The organism is Microbacterium sp. MPKO10 (assembly GCF_026107415.2).
Taxonomy (GTDB): Bacteria; Actinomycetota; Actinomycetes; order Actinomycetales; family Microbacteriaceae; genus Paramicrobacterium.
The window spans coordinates 409113-427663 of sequence record NZ_JAPCHX010000001.1 but is presented as its reverse complement, the minus strand read 5'-3'; the positions used below and the strand labels follow the sequence as shown (position 1 = coordinate 427663).

Genomic DNA, 18551 nt, shown 5'->3' with positions numbered 1-18551 from the left:
CGAAGCAGAACCGGATGCCTCAGCATCCGCCGCCCTGATGCGGTCAGTGGAGCGCGTCGAACAGGCCCAACACCTGTGCCGCATCTCGAGCGAGCAAGAACCCGACGATCCCCACGATCCACGCCGTTGAGCTTGCAGCGTTCTTGGTGATCCAGGCGTTGACGCGCTGGAGCACAGGTTCGATTGCACGGCGCGCGACGATGCGCGCGCCCAGGAGAACGAGCGCGGGGAGCACCATCACCAGGCAATAGCCCAGAATGAGACCCGCCGAGGCCGGCCACCCCGCACCGGATGCTGAGATCAGACCGATTCCGGCAAGGTAGGGGAGCATCGACGCCACCTCGATGAGAGCGGCGGTGAGTGCGAGCATCATGAGCGGCGCGATCGCGCGGGTGCGTACTGTCGTGACTGTGGTGGTTGGTGACCCCGGTGCTGCCGACGATCTGTCTGCTGACGCAGCATCCGTCACTCCCATCGCCCGCGCACGCCAACGGGCCAGCCGACCCGGTTCGGCGGGTTCGTCAGAAGAGGCACCGTTTTTCTTCTTTCCGGTGTCCATGGTGAAACTGAAGACGAGCATTCCGGCACCCAGCAGAAGCTCAAGCCAGCGCACGAACGGAGAAGCGAGTGCTGCCGAGATCGCGTCGGTGAAATAGGTAGCGCCGAGTGCGATCATGATGCCCACCGCGGCGTAGAACGCGGTGATCGTCGCCAGGTAGATCAGTAGTCGCCCCGGCCGAAGGCGCCCCGGGGCAAGAAGAAGCCAGACCGGGATGAGAAGTGTGCCGAAGCTCGTGGAATCGATGAGCGCGAGAATCGCGAGCACTCCGAAAAGTGCGGGGCCGTGCAGCGCAGCGCCGGTGAGGAAGTCCATGTCCATGCGTCCTATCGTCGCCAGAGCGGGCGAGGTGCGTCGTCGGGCAAAGGAGTGATCTTGGCCCGAGCGCCTTGTGGTTGCGTACATCCTTCGAGGGACGTGCGGTCGTCTGCAGTGTGCTGAAATAGGCGACATGGGCACACTCACCCGCACCGCGAGCCGGGCTGTCACCTGGGTCGGTGAGCGACCGCGCGTCATGCACTGGGGCGGCACCGTGCTGTTCGCGGCAGCATGCGCCGTGCTCGTCGTGGCGGGCAACGTGGGCTTCGTCGTCGACCGTGAGCTGAGCCGCGTGGCGTTCGCCGTGCCCATCGTCGTGGCGGTGCTCGGCAACGCGCTGAGGCGACGAGCGCCCGGCGTCGCCCTCGTGCTGAGCCTCGCCGCCGTGGGCATCGACCTGGCGCTGGGCGGGTCGAACGCCGTGATCCTGTACGTCATGGACGGGCTCTACTCGGCGTCCTGCTACGGTCGCCGCGGTGTTCGCCGAGCAACCTATGGCGTCGCTATTGCGGGAGTCGCGGTCGTCACCGCCGGCCCGATGGCGTTGGGGGTGAACGCCGTGGTGCTCGGCGCGCTGCAGGGCATCGCGATCTTCGGAACGCCGATCTGGTGGGGCGCGAATGTGCGGCAGCGCAATGAGATCGCCGAACTTGGCGACGAGCGCCTCGCTCTCGAGCGTGAGCGCAGCGACGACCTGCGTCGCATCGCCGAACTGCAGCGCGACGAGGCCGTGCGTGACGAGCGCTCGCGCATGGCGAGCGAACTGCACGACGTCGTCGCGTCGCGACTGTCTGCCATTGCGCTCAACTCGGCGGCGGGTCTCACGATGCCGATGAACGGCGATGGCGATGGCGATACCGATGCCGCATGGCAGCGCATCGCCGAACGTCAGCGCGTCGTGCTCGAGACTGTCCGCGAGTCGAGCATCGGTGCGCTCGACGATATGCGCTCCCTCATCACAGTGCTGCGGGCGGGAGATGAGCCGCTCGCTGCTGCCCCGGCAGATGCATCTCTCGCGGGGCTGGAACGACTGGTGCGAGACGCCGAGTCAGCATCCGGGATCAGCGTCTCGGTGTCGTTGCCGTCCGCGGGCGCGTATGACGTCCTCGGCGAGCCTGTGCGTCAGGCCATCACGCGCATCTGCGGAGAGATCATCACCAACGCGGTGAAACACGCACCCGGCGGCACGCTTGACCTGGTCGTCGCCGTCGACGATGTTGTGCGCGTCGACGCCCGCAACACGATGCCGCAAGCAGGCCAGGATGCTGCGGTGCCCAGCGCCGGAATCGGCATACGCGTGATGCGCGAACGAGCCGAGGCATTCGGAGGTGCGCTGGACTCGTTCGTCGACGAGAGCGGATGCTGGCGCGTCGACGTGAGCATTCCTGTGCAGCCGGTCTCCGCGGGGGCGACAGCGTGAGCGGCATCCGGGTCGTGCTCGCCGACGACCACGCTGCGATCCGCCTGGGGCTGCGCACCATGCTCGAGAACGCGGGCATCGTCGTTGTCGGTGAAGCGGCTCAAGGTGACGAGGCCGTGACGCTCGCCGCAGAGCTCGCGCCCGATGTTGTGCTCATGGATATTCGGATGCCCGGCCGAGACGGCATCAGTGCGACGCGACAGATCACGCGCGAAGCGCTCGCCGATGTGCTCGTGCTGACCACGTTCGACCTCGACGAGTTCGTCTTCGAAGCCATGCGCGCCGGTGCGGCGGGATTTCTGCTGAAGACCGTCGAGCCTGACGACCTCGTCGCGGCGATCCGGCACGTGGCTGCGGGTGACGGAGTCATCGCGCCCCAGGTGACGCGGCGCCTTCTCGCGGCGTTTGCCGGGGAGCCCGGCCGCGGCACAGGGCGAGAAACGGCGAACGTGAGGGAACCTGGTCAGGCTGTGCGTCATCCGCAGGGAGCACCCGCGCGCGAAGACGCGGGGCGCGGTGTTGACGAGCTCACCACACGCGAGCGCGACGTCCTCGGCGCTCTCGGTCGCGGACTGTCGAACCAGCAGATCGCCGGGGAACTCTCCATCTCTGAAGCCACCACGAAGACCCACGTCTCGCGCGTGCTGCGCAAGCTCGACTGCACTTCGCGCATGCAGGCGGCGATTGTGGCGCGAGAGAGCGGTCTCGCGTAGGGCTTATTCCTGTCGCGGACGTTGTATCTGACCCTGCGCCTTCCGCGCCCCGTCGCTGTCCCGAATTCGTGCCGCGTTCTTGTGTGCGCATCCGAAGGATCAAGAGTGCAAACGCACACGTGGCACGAAATGAGGGTTCCCGGGGTCGCGGAGCTCAGCGGGGCTCAGCCGGGCTCAGCGAGGATCAACGGGCGCAGCCGGGCTCAGCGAGGATCAACGGGCTCAGCCGGATTCAGCCGGCAGGGCGCCTCACAGCATCCGGCCGGTAAATGTCGGGCTCGAAATACAGCACGCGTGCCACCGGCACCGCATCACGGACGCGGCGTTCGATGGCGTCGATGCCCGACGCGACGTCGTCGAGCGTCGCCTCGCGCGGAAAGCCGAGCTTCGCGGCGACGAGCAGCTCTTCGGGGCCGAGATACAGCGTCTTGATGTGGATGAGCTCCTCGATCTCGGTGCCCGAGGTGATCGCCGCGACGATGCGCTCGCGATCCTCGGCCGTTGCGCCCTCACCGACAAGCAGACTCTTCGTTTCGATGCCGAGAATCACGGCGACGACGACCAGAAGCGTTCCGATGAACAGAGTGCCGATCGCGTCGAAGACCGGGTTGCCGGTGATCACCGTGAGCCCAACGCCGAGCAGCGCAAACACCAGACCGAGCAGCGCGGCGACGTCTTCGAGCAGCACGACGGGCAGCTCGGGAGCCTTGGCGCGGCGCACGAACTGCGCCCATGAGCGGTCGCCGCGCAGCGGGTTCGACTCGGCAATGGCCGTGCGCAGCGAGAAGCTTTCGAGCACGATCGCCACGGCCAGCACGGCGATCGGCAGCCACCACATCGTGAGCTCGTGCGGATGCTGCAGCTTATTGATGCCCTCATAGATCGAGAACACGCCGCCGACGCTGAACAGGATGATCGCAACGACGAACGCGTAGACGTAGCGCTCGCGGCCATACCCAAACGGATGCTCACGGTCAGCGTCCTTACGCGCACGGCGCCCGCCGACGAGCAGAAGCAGCTGATTTCCCGAGTCCGCGACCGAGTGGACCCCTTCGGCAAGCATGGACGCGGAACCCGACAGGCCCCACGCGACGAACTTGGTGATCGCGATCCCGAGGTTTGCCGAGAACGCGGCGATGATCGCCTTGTTGCCTCCTGATGCGCTCACAATGCTCCTTGGGTTGCTGAAATGAGCTTACCGGCGCCGTGCCCTCAGATCGATGCCCGTGCGATATGCGATTCGAGCGGATGCTGGTCAGCGACGTCGAGCAGTGCGGCGACGCCGTCGATCGGCTCCGTGTGCAGTGGCGGCTGCACGGCACCGCCGAGCCCCTTTTCTCGCAGAGCCTCTTCAAGGTGCGTGCGGAAGAATTCTGATTTGGTCGGCAGTGATCCCACGGCGCTGACGCGCGTCTTCCCGCCTTCTGACCAGCCCGCGCGAACGAGTGCCGACCGTGCGGAGTGTGCCAGTTCGGCTGCAGCCTCGCGCACAATGTGTGTCGCGACCCCATCGCCGGCGCGTGCGGCGTCGACGGTGGTCCGGCAGAAGGACGCGATGCGCGAGACGCGGCGCGGGTCGGATTGCAGCACCATGTAGAGCTCGTCGAGTGGCCCGAACGCCCGCTCCGCCTGTTCGGCCAGCGCCGTTGCTGCGCCCCTCCCGTCGAATGCGCGCATCACGGCGGCGAGCCCGGCGCGCCCCACCCAGTACCCGCTGCCGGCGTCGCCGATGAGGTTGCCCCAGCCGTCGACCTTCGCGACGCCGACCTCCGTGACCGCGAGCACGACGACGCCCGTTCCGACCGCGAGCATGACGCCGGGCTCGGTGTCATTGGCGGCGAGGTAGCCGCTGACCGAGTCGTGCGCGACGGCGACGCGACGCACGCCCAAATGCCGGAGAGCGCTGAGAAACTTCTCGGGCGTCGTCGCTGCGGGCGTCAGCCCTGAGACGCCGACAGCAACCTCGGCGCACGTGGCGTCGTGCGTGTCGGCGAACGCGCGCACCTCGTCTGCCATCTGGTCGAGCACCGGTCTGTCGGTGAGTACGCCGGGCGCGGATGCTGTCAGCTCGCGCCCCCCATCGGTGATCCCGCGCAAACGGACACCTGATTGGCCGCCGTCGAGACTGAGTCGAGTGATGTGAGTCATGTGTGCTTTCGTGTCAGGCAAGAGTGATGGATGCAAGGGAACGAGGTGAGAGACGATCCTGCAGCACGAGCGTCGCGGCGCCGAGAGCGGCCGCATCGGTGCCGTTGACGGACATGCGCACGTCAACGCGCTGTACCGCGCGAGCGAAGGCGCGCTCGTCGAGTCGCTCGGCAATCGTGCGCGCATAGAGGCTGCCGAGGGTCTGGAAGGCGCTTCCGGCGAGGACAATGAGTTGCACGTCGATGAGATTCACCATCGACACGACGGCGGCGGCGAGGTACTCGGCGGAACGGGCAAAGATCGCGGATGCTGTCGCGTCACCGCGAGCAGCGAGGTCAGCGAGACGCGCGAAGTCCGTCGTGACTTGACCGGTGAACGCCATCTCGAGGTCTCCCCGGCTGACAGCATCCAGCGCGGCATCGACCACCGCCTGGGGCCCGGCGTAGAGCTCGACGCAACCGACATTTCCGCACGTGCATGTCGGCCCCATCGCATCGACCGTGACGTGACCGAGCTCGCCGACGTTCGCCTGCTGTCCGTGGTAAATCGTGCCGTCGATCACGATGCCCACACCGATGCCCGCCCCCATATAGACGGAAGCGTATGTGTTGTAGTCGCCGGTGGCGCCAAGCCAGAACTCGCCGATCGCGGCAGCGGTCGCATCGTTGTCGAACGTGCAGGTGAATCCCGTTGCCTCGGAGAGCGTTTCTGCTGTGGGGAACCCGGTCCACGCCGCGAGCGCGGGCGCGCCCATGATGGCTCCCGCGTTACGGTCAATGGGTCCGGGCGTCGCAACGCCGATGCCCACGACGGCATCTCGGTCGACGTCCAGGCCGCTGAGCAACTGCTCGATATCAGCGGCCATGCGCTCAATCGCGGGCTCAGGCTCGGAGTCGCCAACTCCGGGCACGCGGAGGCGCCCGATCACTGTCCCGGCGAGGTCGGCGACGATGTACGTCGTGTAATCCCGACCGATGTGCAGACCGATGCCGAGACGCGATGCTGGGTTGATCTCGAGGGAGGTGCGTGGCTTGCCACCGGTGGAAGCGCCACGGCCGGTCTCAGAGACCAGACCATCGTGCAGAAGATCGCGAACGCACGTCGAAACCGTCGCCTGCGTCAGCCCGGTCATCTCCGCAAGTTCGACGCGGCTGACGGGGCCGGTTGACCTGATGAGGTCGAGGATTTTCCCGCGGGACGACCCGCGGCGGCGAGAGGGTGCTGGCACAGCATCCATGGTAACTTACCGCGCTTTATAAAGCTACTGAAGTAAGTGTCGAGAGCCTTTCGACGATGCCCTTGGAGTTGAGTCTACCTCGCGACTGGTGACGCGGTGGGCTGAGCGTGGGTCTGGTCAAAAAGTTAGTTTCAGTGTGTAACATAGTCGGATCATCGAAACCCGCGCGAAAGGCACCACATGACAGAGCTGTCATCTCACACACTCTCCGCCGTCGATGGAGGTCCCCGTCACGACGCCGATGTCGCGCGGCACCTGCGAGCGGGAGGCGTGAGTGTCATCATCACAGCCGACAGCGGCGCAATGCCGTCGATCGTGTACTGGGGAGCCGACCTCGGAGAACTCGACGACGACGCGCTGCACGAGGTGCTCGCGGCGACGGAGCCCCGGCTCGACAACTCGGTCGACAGCCCCCGGCGAGTCGGAATCGTTCCCGAGGCAAGTACGGGCTGGTTGGGTGCACCGGGCCTTCAGGGGCACCGTGTCGACGGCTCGGCCTGGTCGCCCAAATTTGTCGATGTGAGGCACGAAGTGCACGAGAAGACGCTAACGAGCCGCGGATCCGACGCGACAGCGGGTCTTGAGCTCACCGTGATCGTCGAGCTCACGGAATCGGGGCTGCTGCGTGCCCGTGCCGAAGTCAGCAACACGGCAGATTCGGGGTACACGGTTGACCGGCTTGCCGTCACGTTGCCTGTTCCCCCTGTCGCCCACGAGATTCTCGATCAGACAGGACGGTGGGCGAAGGAGCGGGTTCCGCAGCGTCGAGACATTGTCGCGGGAACGCATCTGAGAGAGTCGCGTCGAGGACGGACGGGCGCTGATGCCGCGACAGTGCTTGTGGCCGGTGAGCGTTCGTTCGGATTCCAGTCGGGCGAGGTATGGGGTCTCCACGTGGGGTGGAGCGGTAATCATCTTTCCTATGTCGAGCGCCACAACAACGGGCACACTCTGCTCGGTGGAGGCGAGCTTCTGCTGCCAGGCGAGGTCGCGTTGTCAGCGGCAGAGAGCTATTCGACGCCGTGGGTCTACGGGTCGTACGGCGTCGGTCTGGATGAGCAGGCGGCTCGCTTTCATGCGTACCTGCGCTCGCGTCCGCAGCATCCGACAGCTGACAGACCCGTGACGCTGAACGTCTGGGAGGCCGTGTATTTCAATCATCGCCTCGACACGTTGCTCGAGCTCGCAGACCGTGCCGCAGAAGTGGGTGTTGAACGTTACGTGCTCGATGACGGCTGGTTCCGCCACCGTCGCAGCGATGACGCCGGCCTCGGCGACTGGTACGTCGATGAGGGTGTCTGGCCCGACGGCCTCAGTCCGCTGGTGGAGCGCGTTCGCGAGCGTGGCATGGAATTCGGCCTCTGGTTCGAGCCGGAGATGGTCAACCCTGACTCCGACCTCGCCCGACAGCATCCGGAATGGATCATGCAGACAGGGGGGCGGATGCCGCTCGAAGCGCGCAGCCAGCAGGTTCTCAACGTCGCAATTCCCGAGGCGTATGAGTACCTCCTCGCACGGATCTCCAGCCTCGTCTCCGAATACAAGATCGACTACATCAAATGGGACCACAATCGCGATCTGATCGAGCCAGGATCGACCGCACGAGCAGGAGCCGCTGGCACACACGAGCAGACGGCAGCGGTCTACCGGCTTCTCGAGGAACTGAAGAGACGGCATCCGGGTCTCGAGATCGAATCGTGTTCGTCAGGCGGCGCGCGGGTCGACCTGGGGGTCCTTGAGTTCACGGACCGGGTCTGGGCAAGCGACTGCATCGATCCTCTTGAGCGCCAGCAGATTCTGCGCTGGACTGCCCAACTGCTGCCTCCCGAGCTCGTGGGCAACCACATTGCCGGGCCGCGCTCACATACAACGTCTCGCACGCACGATCTGTCGTTTCGCGCCACCACCGCGCTCATCGGGCATCTCGGTGTCGAATGGAACATCGCACAGGCGACGGATGCCGAGCGTGCGGAACTGCGAGAGTGGATTGCACTGCACAAGCGGTTCCGGTCTCTCATTCACACAGGGACGGTTGTGCGCCCGGACGCGCCGGATGACGCCGTTGTCGTATCCGGAATCAGGGCGGAGGACGCCTCAGAGGCGTTGATCGAGATCGCCATGTGCGCCCGACCTGCAGCGTGGCCGCCGAGTGTTATCCGCATCCCCGGCCTGGATCCGGAGCGCCGGTATCGCGTGGCCGCGGTCGGCCCCGATGCTCCGCGCACGATTACCGCGTCGACACCCGCCTGGCAGCGAGACGGGGGCCTCGAGCTCACGGGGCGAGCGCTCGGTCTGGTCGGAATCCAGGTTCCGCCTCTGCATGTTGAGCACGCCGCTCTCGCTCACATCACGGGGCTGTAGCGGTCGGGGTATCTGCGGGCGCTGCAGCACGTCGCGCGTGCGCGGCGCCCGCAGGTGAGAAGAGCTCGGTGATGGCGAGTACTGCTCCAGCGCGTGCCCATTCCGAGAAGTCGAACGGCTGCACGTCGAGGTCAACCTCCTGCTCGGCCTCGAGGTTCCGGTTCAGAGCGTCATGTACCTCTCGTGCGGCGAACTCGTAGACGGCGAGTCCATCTCCCGACAGGATGACTTTCTCGGGGTCGATCGCATTTACGACAAAAGCGATCAGCGCGCCCAGTGCCTTTCCGGCGTCGTCGAAAGCGCGACGTGCTGCGCGGTCATCGGAGCGGGCCATGGCGACGACCTGCTCGTAGTCGAGCGAGTGCCCGCCGACGGCACCGACGATTGCCTCGTTGACGAGGTAGCTCGACGCACACCCGCGGTGGCCCTTGCCGCAAATGGGGCCTCCGGAGTCGACGATAACGTGGCTCAGTCGTCCGGCGCGGCCATGAGCGCCGGTGACGGTGGCATTGTGTATGACGAGACCGCAGCCGATTCCTGTTCCGACGGTGATGAGCGCCATCGATGACAGGCCGGCGCCGGCGCCGAACCAGTGCTCCGCTGTCGTGAGCGCGAGAACGTCGTTCTGCACCGCGCATGTGTACCCCGTGGCCTCGTGCACGAGGGATCCGAGACGCACCCCATCCCAACCGAGGAAGGCCGACTGCATGACGACGGGATCGTCGCCGTCAAAGACGATGTCGCCCGCGAGGCAGACACCGATCGCGGTGATGCCCGGATGCCGATTCTCAACGCGGCGCGTCATCGCGGCGATCTGTGCGACGACGTCTGAGACCTCCGCGGTGGCGAGTGGCTCGTCTGCAGAGAAGAGCACGCGGGCGCTGAGGTCTGTGACCACTGCGTACAGTCGATCGCCGGTGAGTTTGAACCCGAGAAATCGGTAGGTGTCGGTTTCTAACTGAAGCATCTCCGACGGTCGGCCGGTCGTCGAGCGCCGTTCAGGCGCTGCCTCCGTCAGTAGATGGCCGTTGACCAGTGCGCGCGTCGCGCGTGTCAGTGTCGCCCTCGACAGCCCAAGACGCCGAGCAAGTTCGGCGCGTGGCAGAGAGCCATGAACGAGCACCTCGCGGAGCACTGTGCGCTCAGCCCGAGCGAGGAGTGGTCGACGTGGGGGCATCACATCTCCTGTCGTCATGTGGTGGGCAGCACCACTGCTGCCACAGCACTGTTTCAGCCTGATACTAACGCTGTCATGATCAGCGAAGCACCCGCACCCTCGCCAAGTCGCGTCAATCGCACAATTTCGCAGGGCGTCGCTGGGCGGCGTGGGTCACGGTTTCGGCGATTTGTGCAAACGTTTCGACGCAGAACCCTTGACGGAGATAGTTTCACTGTGTAACTATTGTCGGCACCGAGGTCTTCTCTCCCAAGAGAGGGTGTTCAACGTTCCGTCACAAGCGGGATGGAGAGCTCACTCGGACTGCACATACGTAGAAACGCGACGGGCGGCTTCAACTGCATCCGGTCGCCTTCCAAAGACAACGCATCGAAGGAGATGCTCCATGCGCACCTCTCAGTTCATGGCCCCCGCCGTACTCGCCGCTGCCGCGCTCGCCCTCTCCGGGTGTTCCGCGGCATCAGGTGACGGTGCCTCAGATGGCCCAGTCACCATTGAATACTGGGCCTGGGGAACATCGCAGAAGCCCCTCGTCGACGCCTGGAACGCGTCCCATCCTGATATCCAGGTCAAGCACACGGATGCCGGGGGCGGCTCGGACTCCTCGGCCAAATTGGTCACGGCGACGCGCGCAGGAAACGCTCCCGACGTTGCGCTCGTCGAGTACAACACGTTGCCCGCAATGATCGTTGCGGGCGTCGCAATTGACATCAGCGATCAGATCTCCGACCTCTCCGACGACTTCGCCCCGGGCGTATGGAGTCAGGCCACGTTTGACGGCACAAGCTACGGTGTGCCGCAGGATGCCGGGCCCCAGGCACTCACCTACAACAAGGCTCGGTTCGATGAGCTCGGGATCGACGTGCCGACGACGTGGGCCGAGTTCGCTGATGCTGCGCAGAAGGTCCACGACGCTGACCCCGACACCTACATCACAACGTTCGCTCCGGCTGAGTTCGGCGGCTTTGCCGGGTTCGCTCAGCAGGCTGGAGCAGAGTGGTGGTCCGTCGACGGAGACGAGTGGACCGTCAACTTCGACGACGAGAAGTCGGTGGCCGTCGCTGACTACTGGCAAGATCTCATCGATCGAGACCTCGTTCTCGCCGAGCCGCTTCTCACACCGGAATGGAACGCCGAGCTCAATGACGGCAAGGTCCTTTCGTGGCCGGCCGGGCTTTGGGCTGCAGGCGTGCTCAACGGCGTCGCCGGTGACATGGCCGGCGATTGGGCTATGGCCCCGCTCCCGCAGTGGACCGAGGGTGAATCCGCTGTCGCGTTCCAGGGCGGTTCGGCGGCCGTGGTGACGTCGTCATCAAAGCACGTCGAGGCGGCAGCTGAGTTCGCCTCGTGGATGGCAACGGCCGACGAAGCTCTGAAAATTCAGATTCGAGAGGGACAGTACCCGGCATCGCTTCAGGGTCAGGAACTCACCCTCGAGAGCGACCCGCCGACGTTTATGCCGCAGCAGGACGACTACTGGAAGATCGCGGCCGAGATCGCAGCAAACACGATCCCCGAGATCAGCTGGGGTCCGAACGTGAACGTTGCGTCCACGGCATTCCAGGACGCGATGTCAGCGGCGGTCACCGATGGCACGCCGCTCCGGGATGCTTTGACGAAGACAGAGAAGGTCGTCGTCGATGACATGGAGTCCGAAGGCTTCACGGTCACAGCCGAGTAGTGGCCTGGCCGTTGGTGTGCGCACCAGCATCCGAGCCCTGTCTGCATTGATCACCGTCTGCGTGGAGAAAAGCAATGACCGTTGACGTCCGTACGCAAACGCCTCGCTTGAGGCGATCGAAACCCGCCCGCCGATGGGCCGTTCCTTACGCATTCCTGACACCGGCCGGAGTTCTCTTTGTCGTGTTCCTTGCGATCCCGATCCTCTATGCGCTGTATTTGAGCTTCCGCGCGATGAAAGTCACCGGTGGGGGACCGTTCGGGGTGCGGGAGGAAACCTGGGCCGGTTTCGAGAACTACATCGCGACATTCACCGATTCCGAGTTTCTCGCGGGGTTCGGGCGTCTCGCGATCTACGGAGTGATCGCGGTCCCGGTGACACTCGGTCTCGCTCTGTTGTTCGCGTTGCTGCTCGATCTCCCGAGAGTGCGAGCCGCGCGATTCTCGCGGGTTGCGATCTTCATTCCCTACGCGGTTCCCGGAGTCATCGCTTCTCTGCTCTGGGGGTTCCTCTATCTCCCGTCGACGAGTCCTTTGAACTGGGTGCTGAACAATCTGGGCATCCCCGACGTCGAGGTCCTGACGGGAGGAGCGCTCTTCCCCGCTGTGGCGAACATCGCGATCTGGGGCGGTGTCGGGTTCAACATGATCATCATCTACACGTCGCTCCGCGGCATCCCGAATGAAATGCACGAGGCTGCCCGCATCGACGGCGCGAGTGAGTGGGACATCGCCTTGCGCATCAAGATCCCACTCGTCGCTCCCGCGCTGGTCCTGACCGGACTGTTCTCGCTGATCGGCACCCTGCAGGTATATGGAGAGCCGATGACCCTTCGGCCGATGACCAACGAGATCTCGCAGACGTGGGTTCCGCTCATGAAGATCTACCGGGATGCCTTCGCACGCGACGACCTCTCGCTCGCCGCGGCCTCGTCCGTGGTTCTCGCACTGGGAACGCTCGTCGTCTCGATCGTGCTGCTCCGCATCACCCAGAAGCAAGCGTTTGGAGAAGGACAATGACCGCGGCCACCGAGACGTCGTCATCAGTGCGCATTGTGCGCGATTCTGGGCGGCACGAACAGCGCAGACGCGCGGCACGGCGCCCGCTCGTCGGGTCGGCCGTTTTGCTCCTCGGTGCTGTCTACTGCCTCGTGCCTGTGCTCTGGGTTCTCGTCGCCTCGACAAAGTCGAACTCGGAGCTGTTCACCACACTCACCTTCCTGCCGGGAACGGGGCTGCTGCAGAACATCTCCGACCTGTTCTCGTACGGAGGCGGGCTCTTCGGTCTATGGGCGTGGAACAGCCTCATCTTCGCCGGATTTGGAGCTGTGCTGTCGACGCTGATCTCGACAATGGCCGGCTACGCACTCGCAAAGTTCCAGTTTCCTGGTCGCCAGGTCTGGTTCTACGCGATCCTGGCCGGAGTTCTTCTGCCCGGCATCACTCTCGCAATCCCTCAATACCTGCTGATGTCCAAGATCGGTCTCGCGGGATCATACTGGTCTGTGCTGCTGCCGTGCCTGATCTCACCGTTCGGAATCTTCCTCGCCCGCGTCTACGCCTCGTCAGCAATTCCATCCGAGACGATGGAGGCCGCACGCATTGACGGGGCGGGAGACGTGCGCATCTTCACGTCGGTTGCTCTTCCCATGATGGTTCCGGGAATGGTTACGATCTTCCTTTTGCAGTTCGTCGGAATCTGGAACAACTTCCTGCTCCCGTTCATCATGCTCTCCGACGAATCGAAATACCCGCTGACCGTGGGGCTGTACACGTTGCTGTCCAAAGGATCGGGCACTCCGTCGCTGTACAGCCTCGCGATCATCGGTGCGGCCGTCTCGATCATTCCGCTGATCATCATGATGCTCGTGCTTCAGCGATACTGGCGACTCGATCTCGTGAGCGGCGGGCTGAAGGGATGACAGACATCGCAGAACGGCGGACGCTCGGAGCGACGGGGCTTGACTGTGGTCCGCTGGTTTTCGGAACGTCGGGGATTGGCCAGGGCGGCGATGCGCACATGGCGAGAACTGCTCTGCGCGCTGCGGCTGATGCCGGACTGCGAGACTGGGACACGAGCAACGGCTACGGGCTCGCTGAACGCTACGTGGGCACGGTCCTCGCTGAGCGAAGGAACCAGGGCATCCAGGTCTTCACGAAGGCGGACCCCCTCGCAGCGAGCACCGATTTTACCGGTGATCGCGTGCGCGCATCTGTTGACGAATCACGCGAGAGGCTCGGGCTCGATGTTCTGCCGGTCGTTCACCTCCACGATCCCGAGCGCATCACCTTCGATGACGCGATGGGGCGTTCGGGGCCCGTTCGCGCTCTCGTGGCCCTTCGGGATGCAGGCGTGATCAAGCACATCGGCGTCGCCGGGGGTCCCGTCGGGCTGCTTCAGCGTTTCATCGAGACGGGCGAATTCGAGTTGGTCGTCACCCACAACAGGTACACGCTTCTCGATCGATCGGCGGAGGCACTCCTTGACGCGTGCGCAGAGCGCCACATCGGCGTCTTCAACGCCGCGCCCTTCGGCGGAGGCGCTCTGACTGCCGACGAAGGCCCGGTTGGCAGCTACCACTACCGCGAGGTCAATGAGGTGCAGCGCAGTGCCGTCCTCCGCATCCGCGATATCGCACGTGCGCACGGTGCCCCCGTCGGCGCACTCGCTCTTGGACTCAGCCTTCGGGATCCCCGAATCTCCGCGACCATCGTCGGTGCGTCAACGGCGTCGCACATTGCGCGGCTCATCGAGTGGGCATCGCTGAGCGTGGACGACGATGTCTGGCCCGAACTCGAGCGAGCGCTGCCCCCTCGCGCCCATCAACTGGGGGCGGATGAGCGATAACGGGCAGCGAGCAACGCAGACGCGCACCACCACGAGCAGAAAGCAGACCATGGCAGACCAGCAATACAATCCGGGCCGTCTCCTCTATGGCGGCGATTACAATCCCGAACAGTGGCCTCGCGAGGTCTGGGCAGAAGACATTGAACTGATGCGCAGCGCCCGCATCAACACAGTGAGCATCGGCATCTTCTCGTGGGCGATGCTTGAGCCTCGCGAAGGCGAGTACGAAGCCGGTTGGCTCGACGAGATCATCGATCAGCTGCACGACGCGGGCATCGGGTTCTTTCTCGCGACTCCGACAGCGTCCCCTCCGCCGTGGTTCACCCGGGTGCACCCGGATGCTCTGCCCGTCCGCTCCGATGGCACGCAGCTCAGTCACGGTTCGCGAGACACCTATGCTATCAGCGCACCGGCGTACCGCGCAGCGTCTCGTTCCATCGCGCGCTTCCTCGCCGAGCGCTACGGGCATCATCCCGGCCTTCGGGGCTGGCACGTGCACAATGAGTACGGAACGATCGACTACGGCCCACACGCTGCCGTTGCCTTCCGCCGCTGGCTTCGAGCCAAGTACGGCACTCTCGACGATCTCAATACGGCCTGGACCACGGCATTCTGGTCGCAAAGATACAGTGACTGGGAGGACGTCCTTCCCCCTCGAGCAACTCAATACCTCCACAACCCCGCGCAGGCTGTCGATTTCAAACGGTTCAATTCCGACGAAATGCTCGCCGCGTTCAGCGAGCAGAAGGCCGAGATCGAAGCATCCGGTTCCCACGCCCCCGTGACGACGAACTTCATGCTGCCGACCTGGAATCATCTCGAGCAGTGGTCATGGAGCGCGGCGCAGGACGCCGTGTCGATTGACCACTATCTCGACACCGATGGACCGGACGGCGAGACGCATGTCGCGTATGGAGCCGATCTCACGCGATCGTGGGCGCACGGACCATGGCTTCTCATGGAGCAGAACGCGACGGGGATTCGTATGGGTGATCGGACAATCCTCAAGGAGCCGGACCGCATGATCCGCAATTCCCTGGGATACATCGCTCGCGGCTCGCAGAGCTCGCTGTTCTTTCAGTGGCGCGCCTCGGCCGGAGGGTCCGAGTTCTGGCACGGCGCTCTCGTCCCGCACGCCGGAGGTTCCTCGCGTGCGTTCGACGCCGTCATTGAGCTCGGCGGCATCCTTGAGGCGATCAGCGAGGTGGCCGAGCCGCCCGTCGACGGGCGGCTTATCGAGTCTGACGTTGCGATCGTGTGGGACGCCGAGGGATGGTGGTCGACCGAGACCCCGCACTTGCCCAATGATGCCCTGTCGTACTCGGAAGAAGTACGAGCAACCCACCGGGCGTTCTGGAGGAGCGGGGTCTCCGTCGACTTCGTGCGGGCTGGAGATGATGTGAGTCGTTACCGGCTGGTGATCGTCCCGAGCATGTTCGCGATGAGTGAGGATGCTGCCGCCTGGGCGTCCGCGTACGTCACATCGGGCGGTCAGCTCGTCGTGCAATTCTTCTCGGGGGTTGCCGATCTGAACCAGAGTGTCATCACTGGTGGCTACCCGGGGAGGCTTCGCGAACTCCTTGGGGTGCGCGTGGAAGAGATCCGCCCGCTCCACGACGGTGAAACTGTGGAACTCAGCGGTGCGCTCCAGGGTGAGCTGTGGTCGGAACGTGTGCACTCCGAGGGGGCGGTACCTGTCGCCGAGTACAGCGCCGGTACCCTGGCCGGCATGCCCGCGGTGACCCGCAACACCGTCGGCGCGGGAACCGCGACGTATCTGTCAACGCGGCTCACCCAGCAGTCACGTGACGCGTTCTACGCGGCTCTTTGTGACGAGCTGGGTATCGCTGAGGTGCTTCCGGGTGCATCGGCGCTCGGCGTTGAAGCCGTGCGCAGACGTGGCGCTCGCGGAGACTATCTGTTCCTCCTCCATCACGGCACCGCCCCCGTGACTGTTTCAGGGGCCGGCGACGAGCTGATCTCAGGAACGACTATCGGGCCCGAGACTGACGCATTCTCCTTGCCACCCGGCTCGGTCGCCGTGATTCGCGAATCTTCACGCGAATGGACGCTGGAGGAGGAACAGGTGCTTCACCAGACGTGATCGTCATGCTGCACGGCGACGACATGGAGGCGCCCATCGCAACCGCATCCGCTCGTTCTGGCTGATTGCCGTTCAATTCTGCCGAATGAGCGGGAGTTTCCTCGAGCATACAAGGCGGTGCAACCTCAGCAGCGAGGTTCACCACCGTGGTCAAAAAGTTACTTGACAGACATAATAAAGTCTTCTAAGAAAGTACATGACGATTGCGATTCCTCGTTGAGTCGCAATCCACAACCCGCCGTCACTGCACCGTGACGGTCTCTCGATGAAAGGTCCAATGATGTCCCTGAAATCACCGTGGCGGAAGAAGGCCGGCGTTGCCGTTGCCTCCCTATCCGTTGCTCTTCTTGCCCTCACAGGGTGCTCGTCATCCAGCTCCGCCGACGGCGGATCGAGTGGTGCAACTCTGGTCGCGTACACCGGGCAGGCGGGCGACTACCAGATCAACTTCAACCCGTATTCACCGACGAATATCGGTGGGGTCGGGACAATCTTCGAGTCGCTCTTCTTCGTGACTCAGGTCAACTCCGACCCGTACAAGCCGCTCCTCGGGACGGAGTACTCGTGGAACGATGACGGAACGGAACTCGACGTCACCCTGCGTGATGGCGTCACCTGGTCCGACGGTGAAGCATTCAGCGCTGATGACGTCGTCTACACGTTCACGATGCTGACGGACGTGCCGGCGATCAACGGCATCGGATTTGACGGAGTCGTTGAGAAAGTCGATGACACGCACGTGACCTTCACATTCGAACACCCCGCGTTCGTCGACGGGCCAAATATCCTGGGAAAGGCCCCGATCGTCCCCGAGCACATCTGGAAAGACATCGATCCGACGACTGACGTGGTGGGGGACCCGGTCGGTACCGGTGCATACACCCTCGGGAACTTCAAACCACAGGCATTCACCCTGACGGCGAACCCGGACTACTGGGATGGCGAGCCAAAGGTAAAGACGGTCCGCTACCTCTCACTCTCTGGCAACACCGCAGGTGCCGACGCACTTGCCGCAGGCTCCATCGATTGGCAGACAGGCCCCGTCCCGGACATCGAAAACATCTCGAAGACCTACCCCGGCTACGACGCCATCACCGTCCCGATGAATCAGATGGCACTGTTGACCTGCTCGAACACCGACCTTGGCTGCACCGGTCCGCAGACCGACCCTGCCGTCCGCAAGGCGATCTACTACGCGATCGACCGTGACCAGCTCAACTCGCTGGCCTTCCAAGGCACCGCCAGTGATGTATCGCCGACCTTCGCCTTGCCGGAGGCGCAGGGCGACCTCATCTCTGACTCGATCAAGGAGCAGATCGCTCCGGACACGCCTGACACCGACAAAGTGGCGACGATTCTCGAGGATGCCGGTTACACCAAGGGTTCTGATGGAATCTACGCGAAAGACGGCGTCAAGCTGAGCCTCACCGTCGAGGTCGTCACCGGATGGACGGACTACATCACCGCCATTGACACGATGACCCAGCAGCTGGAGGACGTCGGAATTGAGCTAATCGCGTCACAATCGTCATGGAACGAGTGGACAAACAAAAAGTCGAAGGGCAAATTCGAGCTGGTCATCGACTCGCTCGGCCAAGGGCCAGCAAACGATCCCTACTACCTCTATAACAACTACTTCTCGACAACCAACACCGCAGAAGTCGGCAAGGCTGCTCCCGTCAATATCAGCCGGTATAGCGACAAGGCTGTGGACGACGCGCTCGCGATCCTCAAGAGCACGAACCCGGACGATGTTGACGCGCGACAGGAGCAGTTCGACATTATCCAGAAAAAGATCGTCGAGGACATGCCGTACATCCCGATTATGACGGGTGGTACTACGAGTGAATTCAATGTCGAGAAGTTCACCGGCTGGCCGACACTCGACAACCTGTATGCCTTCCCTGCCGTCTGGCAGTCGCCCGACAACGCCGAGGTATTCAAAGCGCTGAAACCGACGGCTGAGTGATGGCGGCCAAGGAGGAG

14 protein-coding genes are annotated in these 18551 nt (G+C 64.0%); 9 read left to right on the top strand and 5 right to left on the bottom strand.

Translation table 11 applies throughout. The annotated features are described in order from the left end of the window. Positions 1-43 precede the first annotated feature (43 nt). Positions 44-880: a GAP family protein gene (locus tag OK352_RS01980; protein WP_265139715.1), complete on the bottom strand. Its 837-nt coding sequence runs from the start codon at positions 878-880 to the stop codon at positions 44-46. A 130-nt stretch (positions 881-1010) separates the two neighbouring features. Here OK352_RS01980 and OK352_RS01975 point away from each other — a divergent pair, with 130 nt between their 5' ends. Both OK352_RS01975 and OK352_RS01970 read left to right on the top strand, forming a co-directional pair. Beyond that, entirely contained in the window at positions 1011-2297 is a 1287-nt protein-coding gene (locus tag OK352_RS01975) for an ATP-binding protein (RefSeq protein ID WP_265139714.1), read from the top strand. Positions 2298-2356: 59 nt separating this feature from the next. Next, positions 2357-3010 (top strand): response regulator, encoded by a 654-nt coding sequence (locus OK352_RS01970; RefSeq protein WP_372338073.1) that lies wholly within the window; start codon positions 2357-2359, stop codon positions 3008-3010. Positions 3011-3242: 232 nt separating this feature from the next. On the opposite strand, the gene OK352_RS01965 is transcribed toward OK352_RS01970, so the two are convergent. From OK352_RS01965 to OK352_RS01955, 3 genes are read right to left on the bottom strand one after another with little or no spacing between them, the layout of a single operon-like run. Further along, entirely contained in the window at positions 3243-4178 is a 936-nt protein-coding gene (locus OK352_RS01965; protein ID WP_265139712.1) for a cation diffusion facilitator family transporter, read from the bottom strand. Between the two features lie 44 nt (positions 4179-4222). After that, entirely contained in the window at positions 4223-5158 is a 936-nt protein-coding gene (locus OK352_RS01960) for an N-acetylglucosamine kinase (RefSeq protein WP_265139711.1), read from the bottom strand. A 13-nt stretch (positions 5159-5171) separates the two neighbouring features. Continuing rightward, the gene (locus tag OK352_RS01955; protein ID WP_265139710.1) at positions 5172-6386 is read right to left on the bottom strand and encodes an ROK family transcriptional regulator; all 1215 of its coding nucleotides are present in this window, start codon (positions 6384-6386) and stop codon (positions 5172-5174) included. Between the two features lie 189 nt (positions 6387-6575). Between OK352_RS01955 and OK352_RS01950 the strand changes: the two genes are divergently transcribed. Then, positions 6576-8756 carry an alpha-galactosidase gene (locus OK352_RS01950; protein WP_265139709.1) on the top strand — a complete coding sequence of 727 codons (2181 nt, stop codon included), beginning with the start codon at positions 6576-6578 and terminating at the stop codon, positions 8754-8756. Here the strand turns inward: OK352_RS01950 and OK352_RS01945 are convergent. After that, positions 8743-9933, bottom strand: a complete 1191-nt coding sequence (locus OK352_RS01945) for an ROK family transcriptional regulator (protein WP_265139708.1) — start codon at positions 9931-9933, stop codon at positions 8743-8745. The genes OK352_RS01950 and OK352_RS01945 overlap by 14 nt on opposite strands. 385 nt (positions 9934-10318) lie before the next feature. Between OK352_RS01945 and OK352_RS01940 the strand changes: the two genes are divergently transcribed. The 6 genes from OK352_RS01940 to OK352_RS01915 all read left to right on the top strand — a co-directional run bounded on the left by OK352_RS01940 (position 10319) and on the right by OK352_RS01915 (position 18534). Beyond that, on the top strand, positions 10319-11614 hold the full coding sequence (locus OK352_RS01940; protein ID WP_265139707.1) for an ABC transporter substrate-binding protein: 1296 nt from the start codon (positions 10319-10321) through the stop codon (positions 11612-11614). 74 nt (positions 11615-11688) lie between these two features. After that, complete coding sequence (locus OK352_RS01935) at positions 11689-12633, top strand: carbohydrate ABC transporter permease (protein WP_265139706.1); 945 nt, start codon at positions 11689-11691, stop codon at positions 12631-12633. After that, complete coding sequence (locus tag OK352_RS01930; RefSeq protein WP_265139705.1) at positions 12630-13535, top strand: carbohydrate ABC transporter permease; 906 nt, start codon at positions 12630-12632, stop codon at positions 13533-13535. The genes OK352_RS01935 and OK352_RS01930 overlap by 4 nt, the downstream gene beginning before the upstream one ends. After that, positions 13532-14461 carry an aldo/keto reductase gene (locus OK352_RS01925; RefSeq protein WP_265139704.1) on the top strand — a complete coding sequence of 310 codons (930 nt, stop codon included), beginning with the start codon at positions 13532-13534 and terminating at the stop codon, positions 14459-14461. Before OK352_RS01930 ends, OK352_RS01925 begins: the two co-directional genes overlap by 4 nt. Positions 14462-14510: 49 nt before the next feature. Beyond that, positions 14511-16565 (top strand): beta-galactosidase, encoded by a 2055-nt coding sequence (locus OK352_RS01920; RefSeq protein ID WP_265139703.1) that lies wholly within the window; start codon positions 14511-14513, stop codon positions 16563-16565. A 280-nt stretch (positions 16566-16845) separates the two neighbouring features. Then, positions 16846-18534, top strand: coding sequence for an ABC transporter substrate-binding protein (locus OK352_RS01915; RefSeq protein WP_265139702.1), 1689 nt, complete (start codon positions 16846-16848; stop codon positions 18532-18534). Positions 18535-18551 lie beyond the last annotated feature (17 nt).

Coding starts and splice junctions, on each gene's coding strand:
- OK352_RS01950 (WP_265139709.1), top strand. CDS start 6,576: ATGACAGAGCTGTCATCTCACACACTCTCCGCCGTCGATGGAGGTCCC.
- OK352_RS01980 (WP_265139715.1), bottom strand. CDS start 880: ATGGACATGGACTTCCTCACCGGCGCTGCGCTGCACGGCCCCGCACTT.
- OK352_RS01975 (WP_265139714.1), top strand. CDS start 1,011: ATGGGCACACTCACCCGCACCGCGAGCCGGGCTGTCACCTGGGTCGGT.
- OK352_RS01915 (WP_265139702.1), top strand. CDS start 16,846: ATGTCCCTGAAATCACCGTGGCGGAAGAAGGCCGGCGTTGCCGTTGCC.
- OK352_RS01960 (WP_265139711.1), bottom strand. CDS start 5,158: ATGACTCACATCACTCGACTCAGTCTCGACGGCGGCCAATCAGGTGTC.
- OK352_RS01940 (WP_265139707.1), top strand. CDS start 10,319: ATGCGCACCTCTCAGTTCATGGCCCCCGCCGTACTCGCCGCTGCCGCG.
- OK352_RS01970 (WP_372338073.1), top strand. CDS start 2,357: ATGCTCGAGAACGCGGGCATCGTCGTTGTCGGTGAAGCGGCTCAAGGT.
- OK352_RS01935 (WP_265139706.1), top strand. CDS start 11,689: ATGACCGTTGACGTCCGTACGCAAACGCCTCGCTTGAGGCGATCGAAA.
- OK352_RS01920 (WP_265139703.1), top strand. CDS start 14,511: ATGGCAGACCAGCAATACAATCCGGGCCGTCTCCTCTATGGCGGCGAT.
- OK352_RS01925 (WP_265139704.1), top strand. CDS start 13,532: ATGACAGACATCGCAGAACGGCGGACGCTCGGAGCGACGGGGCTTGAC.
- OK352_RS01930 (WP_265139705.1), top strand. CDS start 12,630: ATGACCGCGGCCACCGAGACGTCGTCATCAGTGCGCATTGTGCGCGAT.
- OK352_RS01945 (WP_265139708.1), bottom strand. CDS start 9,933: ATGCCCCCACGTCGACCACTCCTCGCTCGGGCTGAGCGCACAGTGCTC.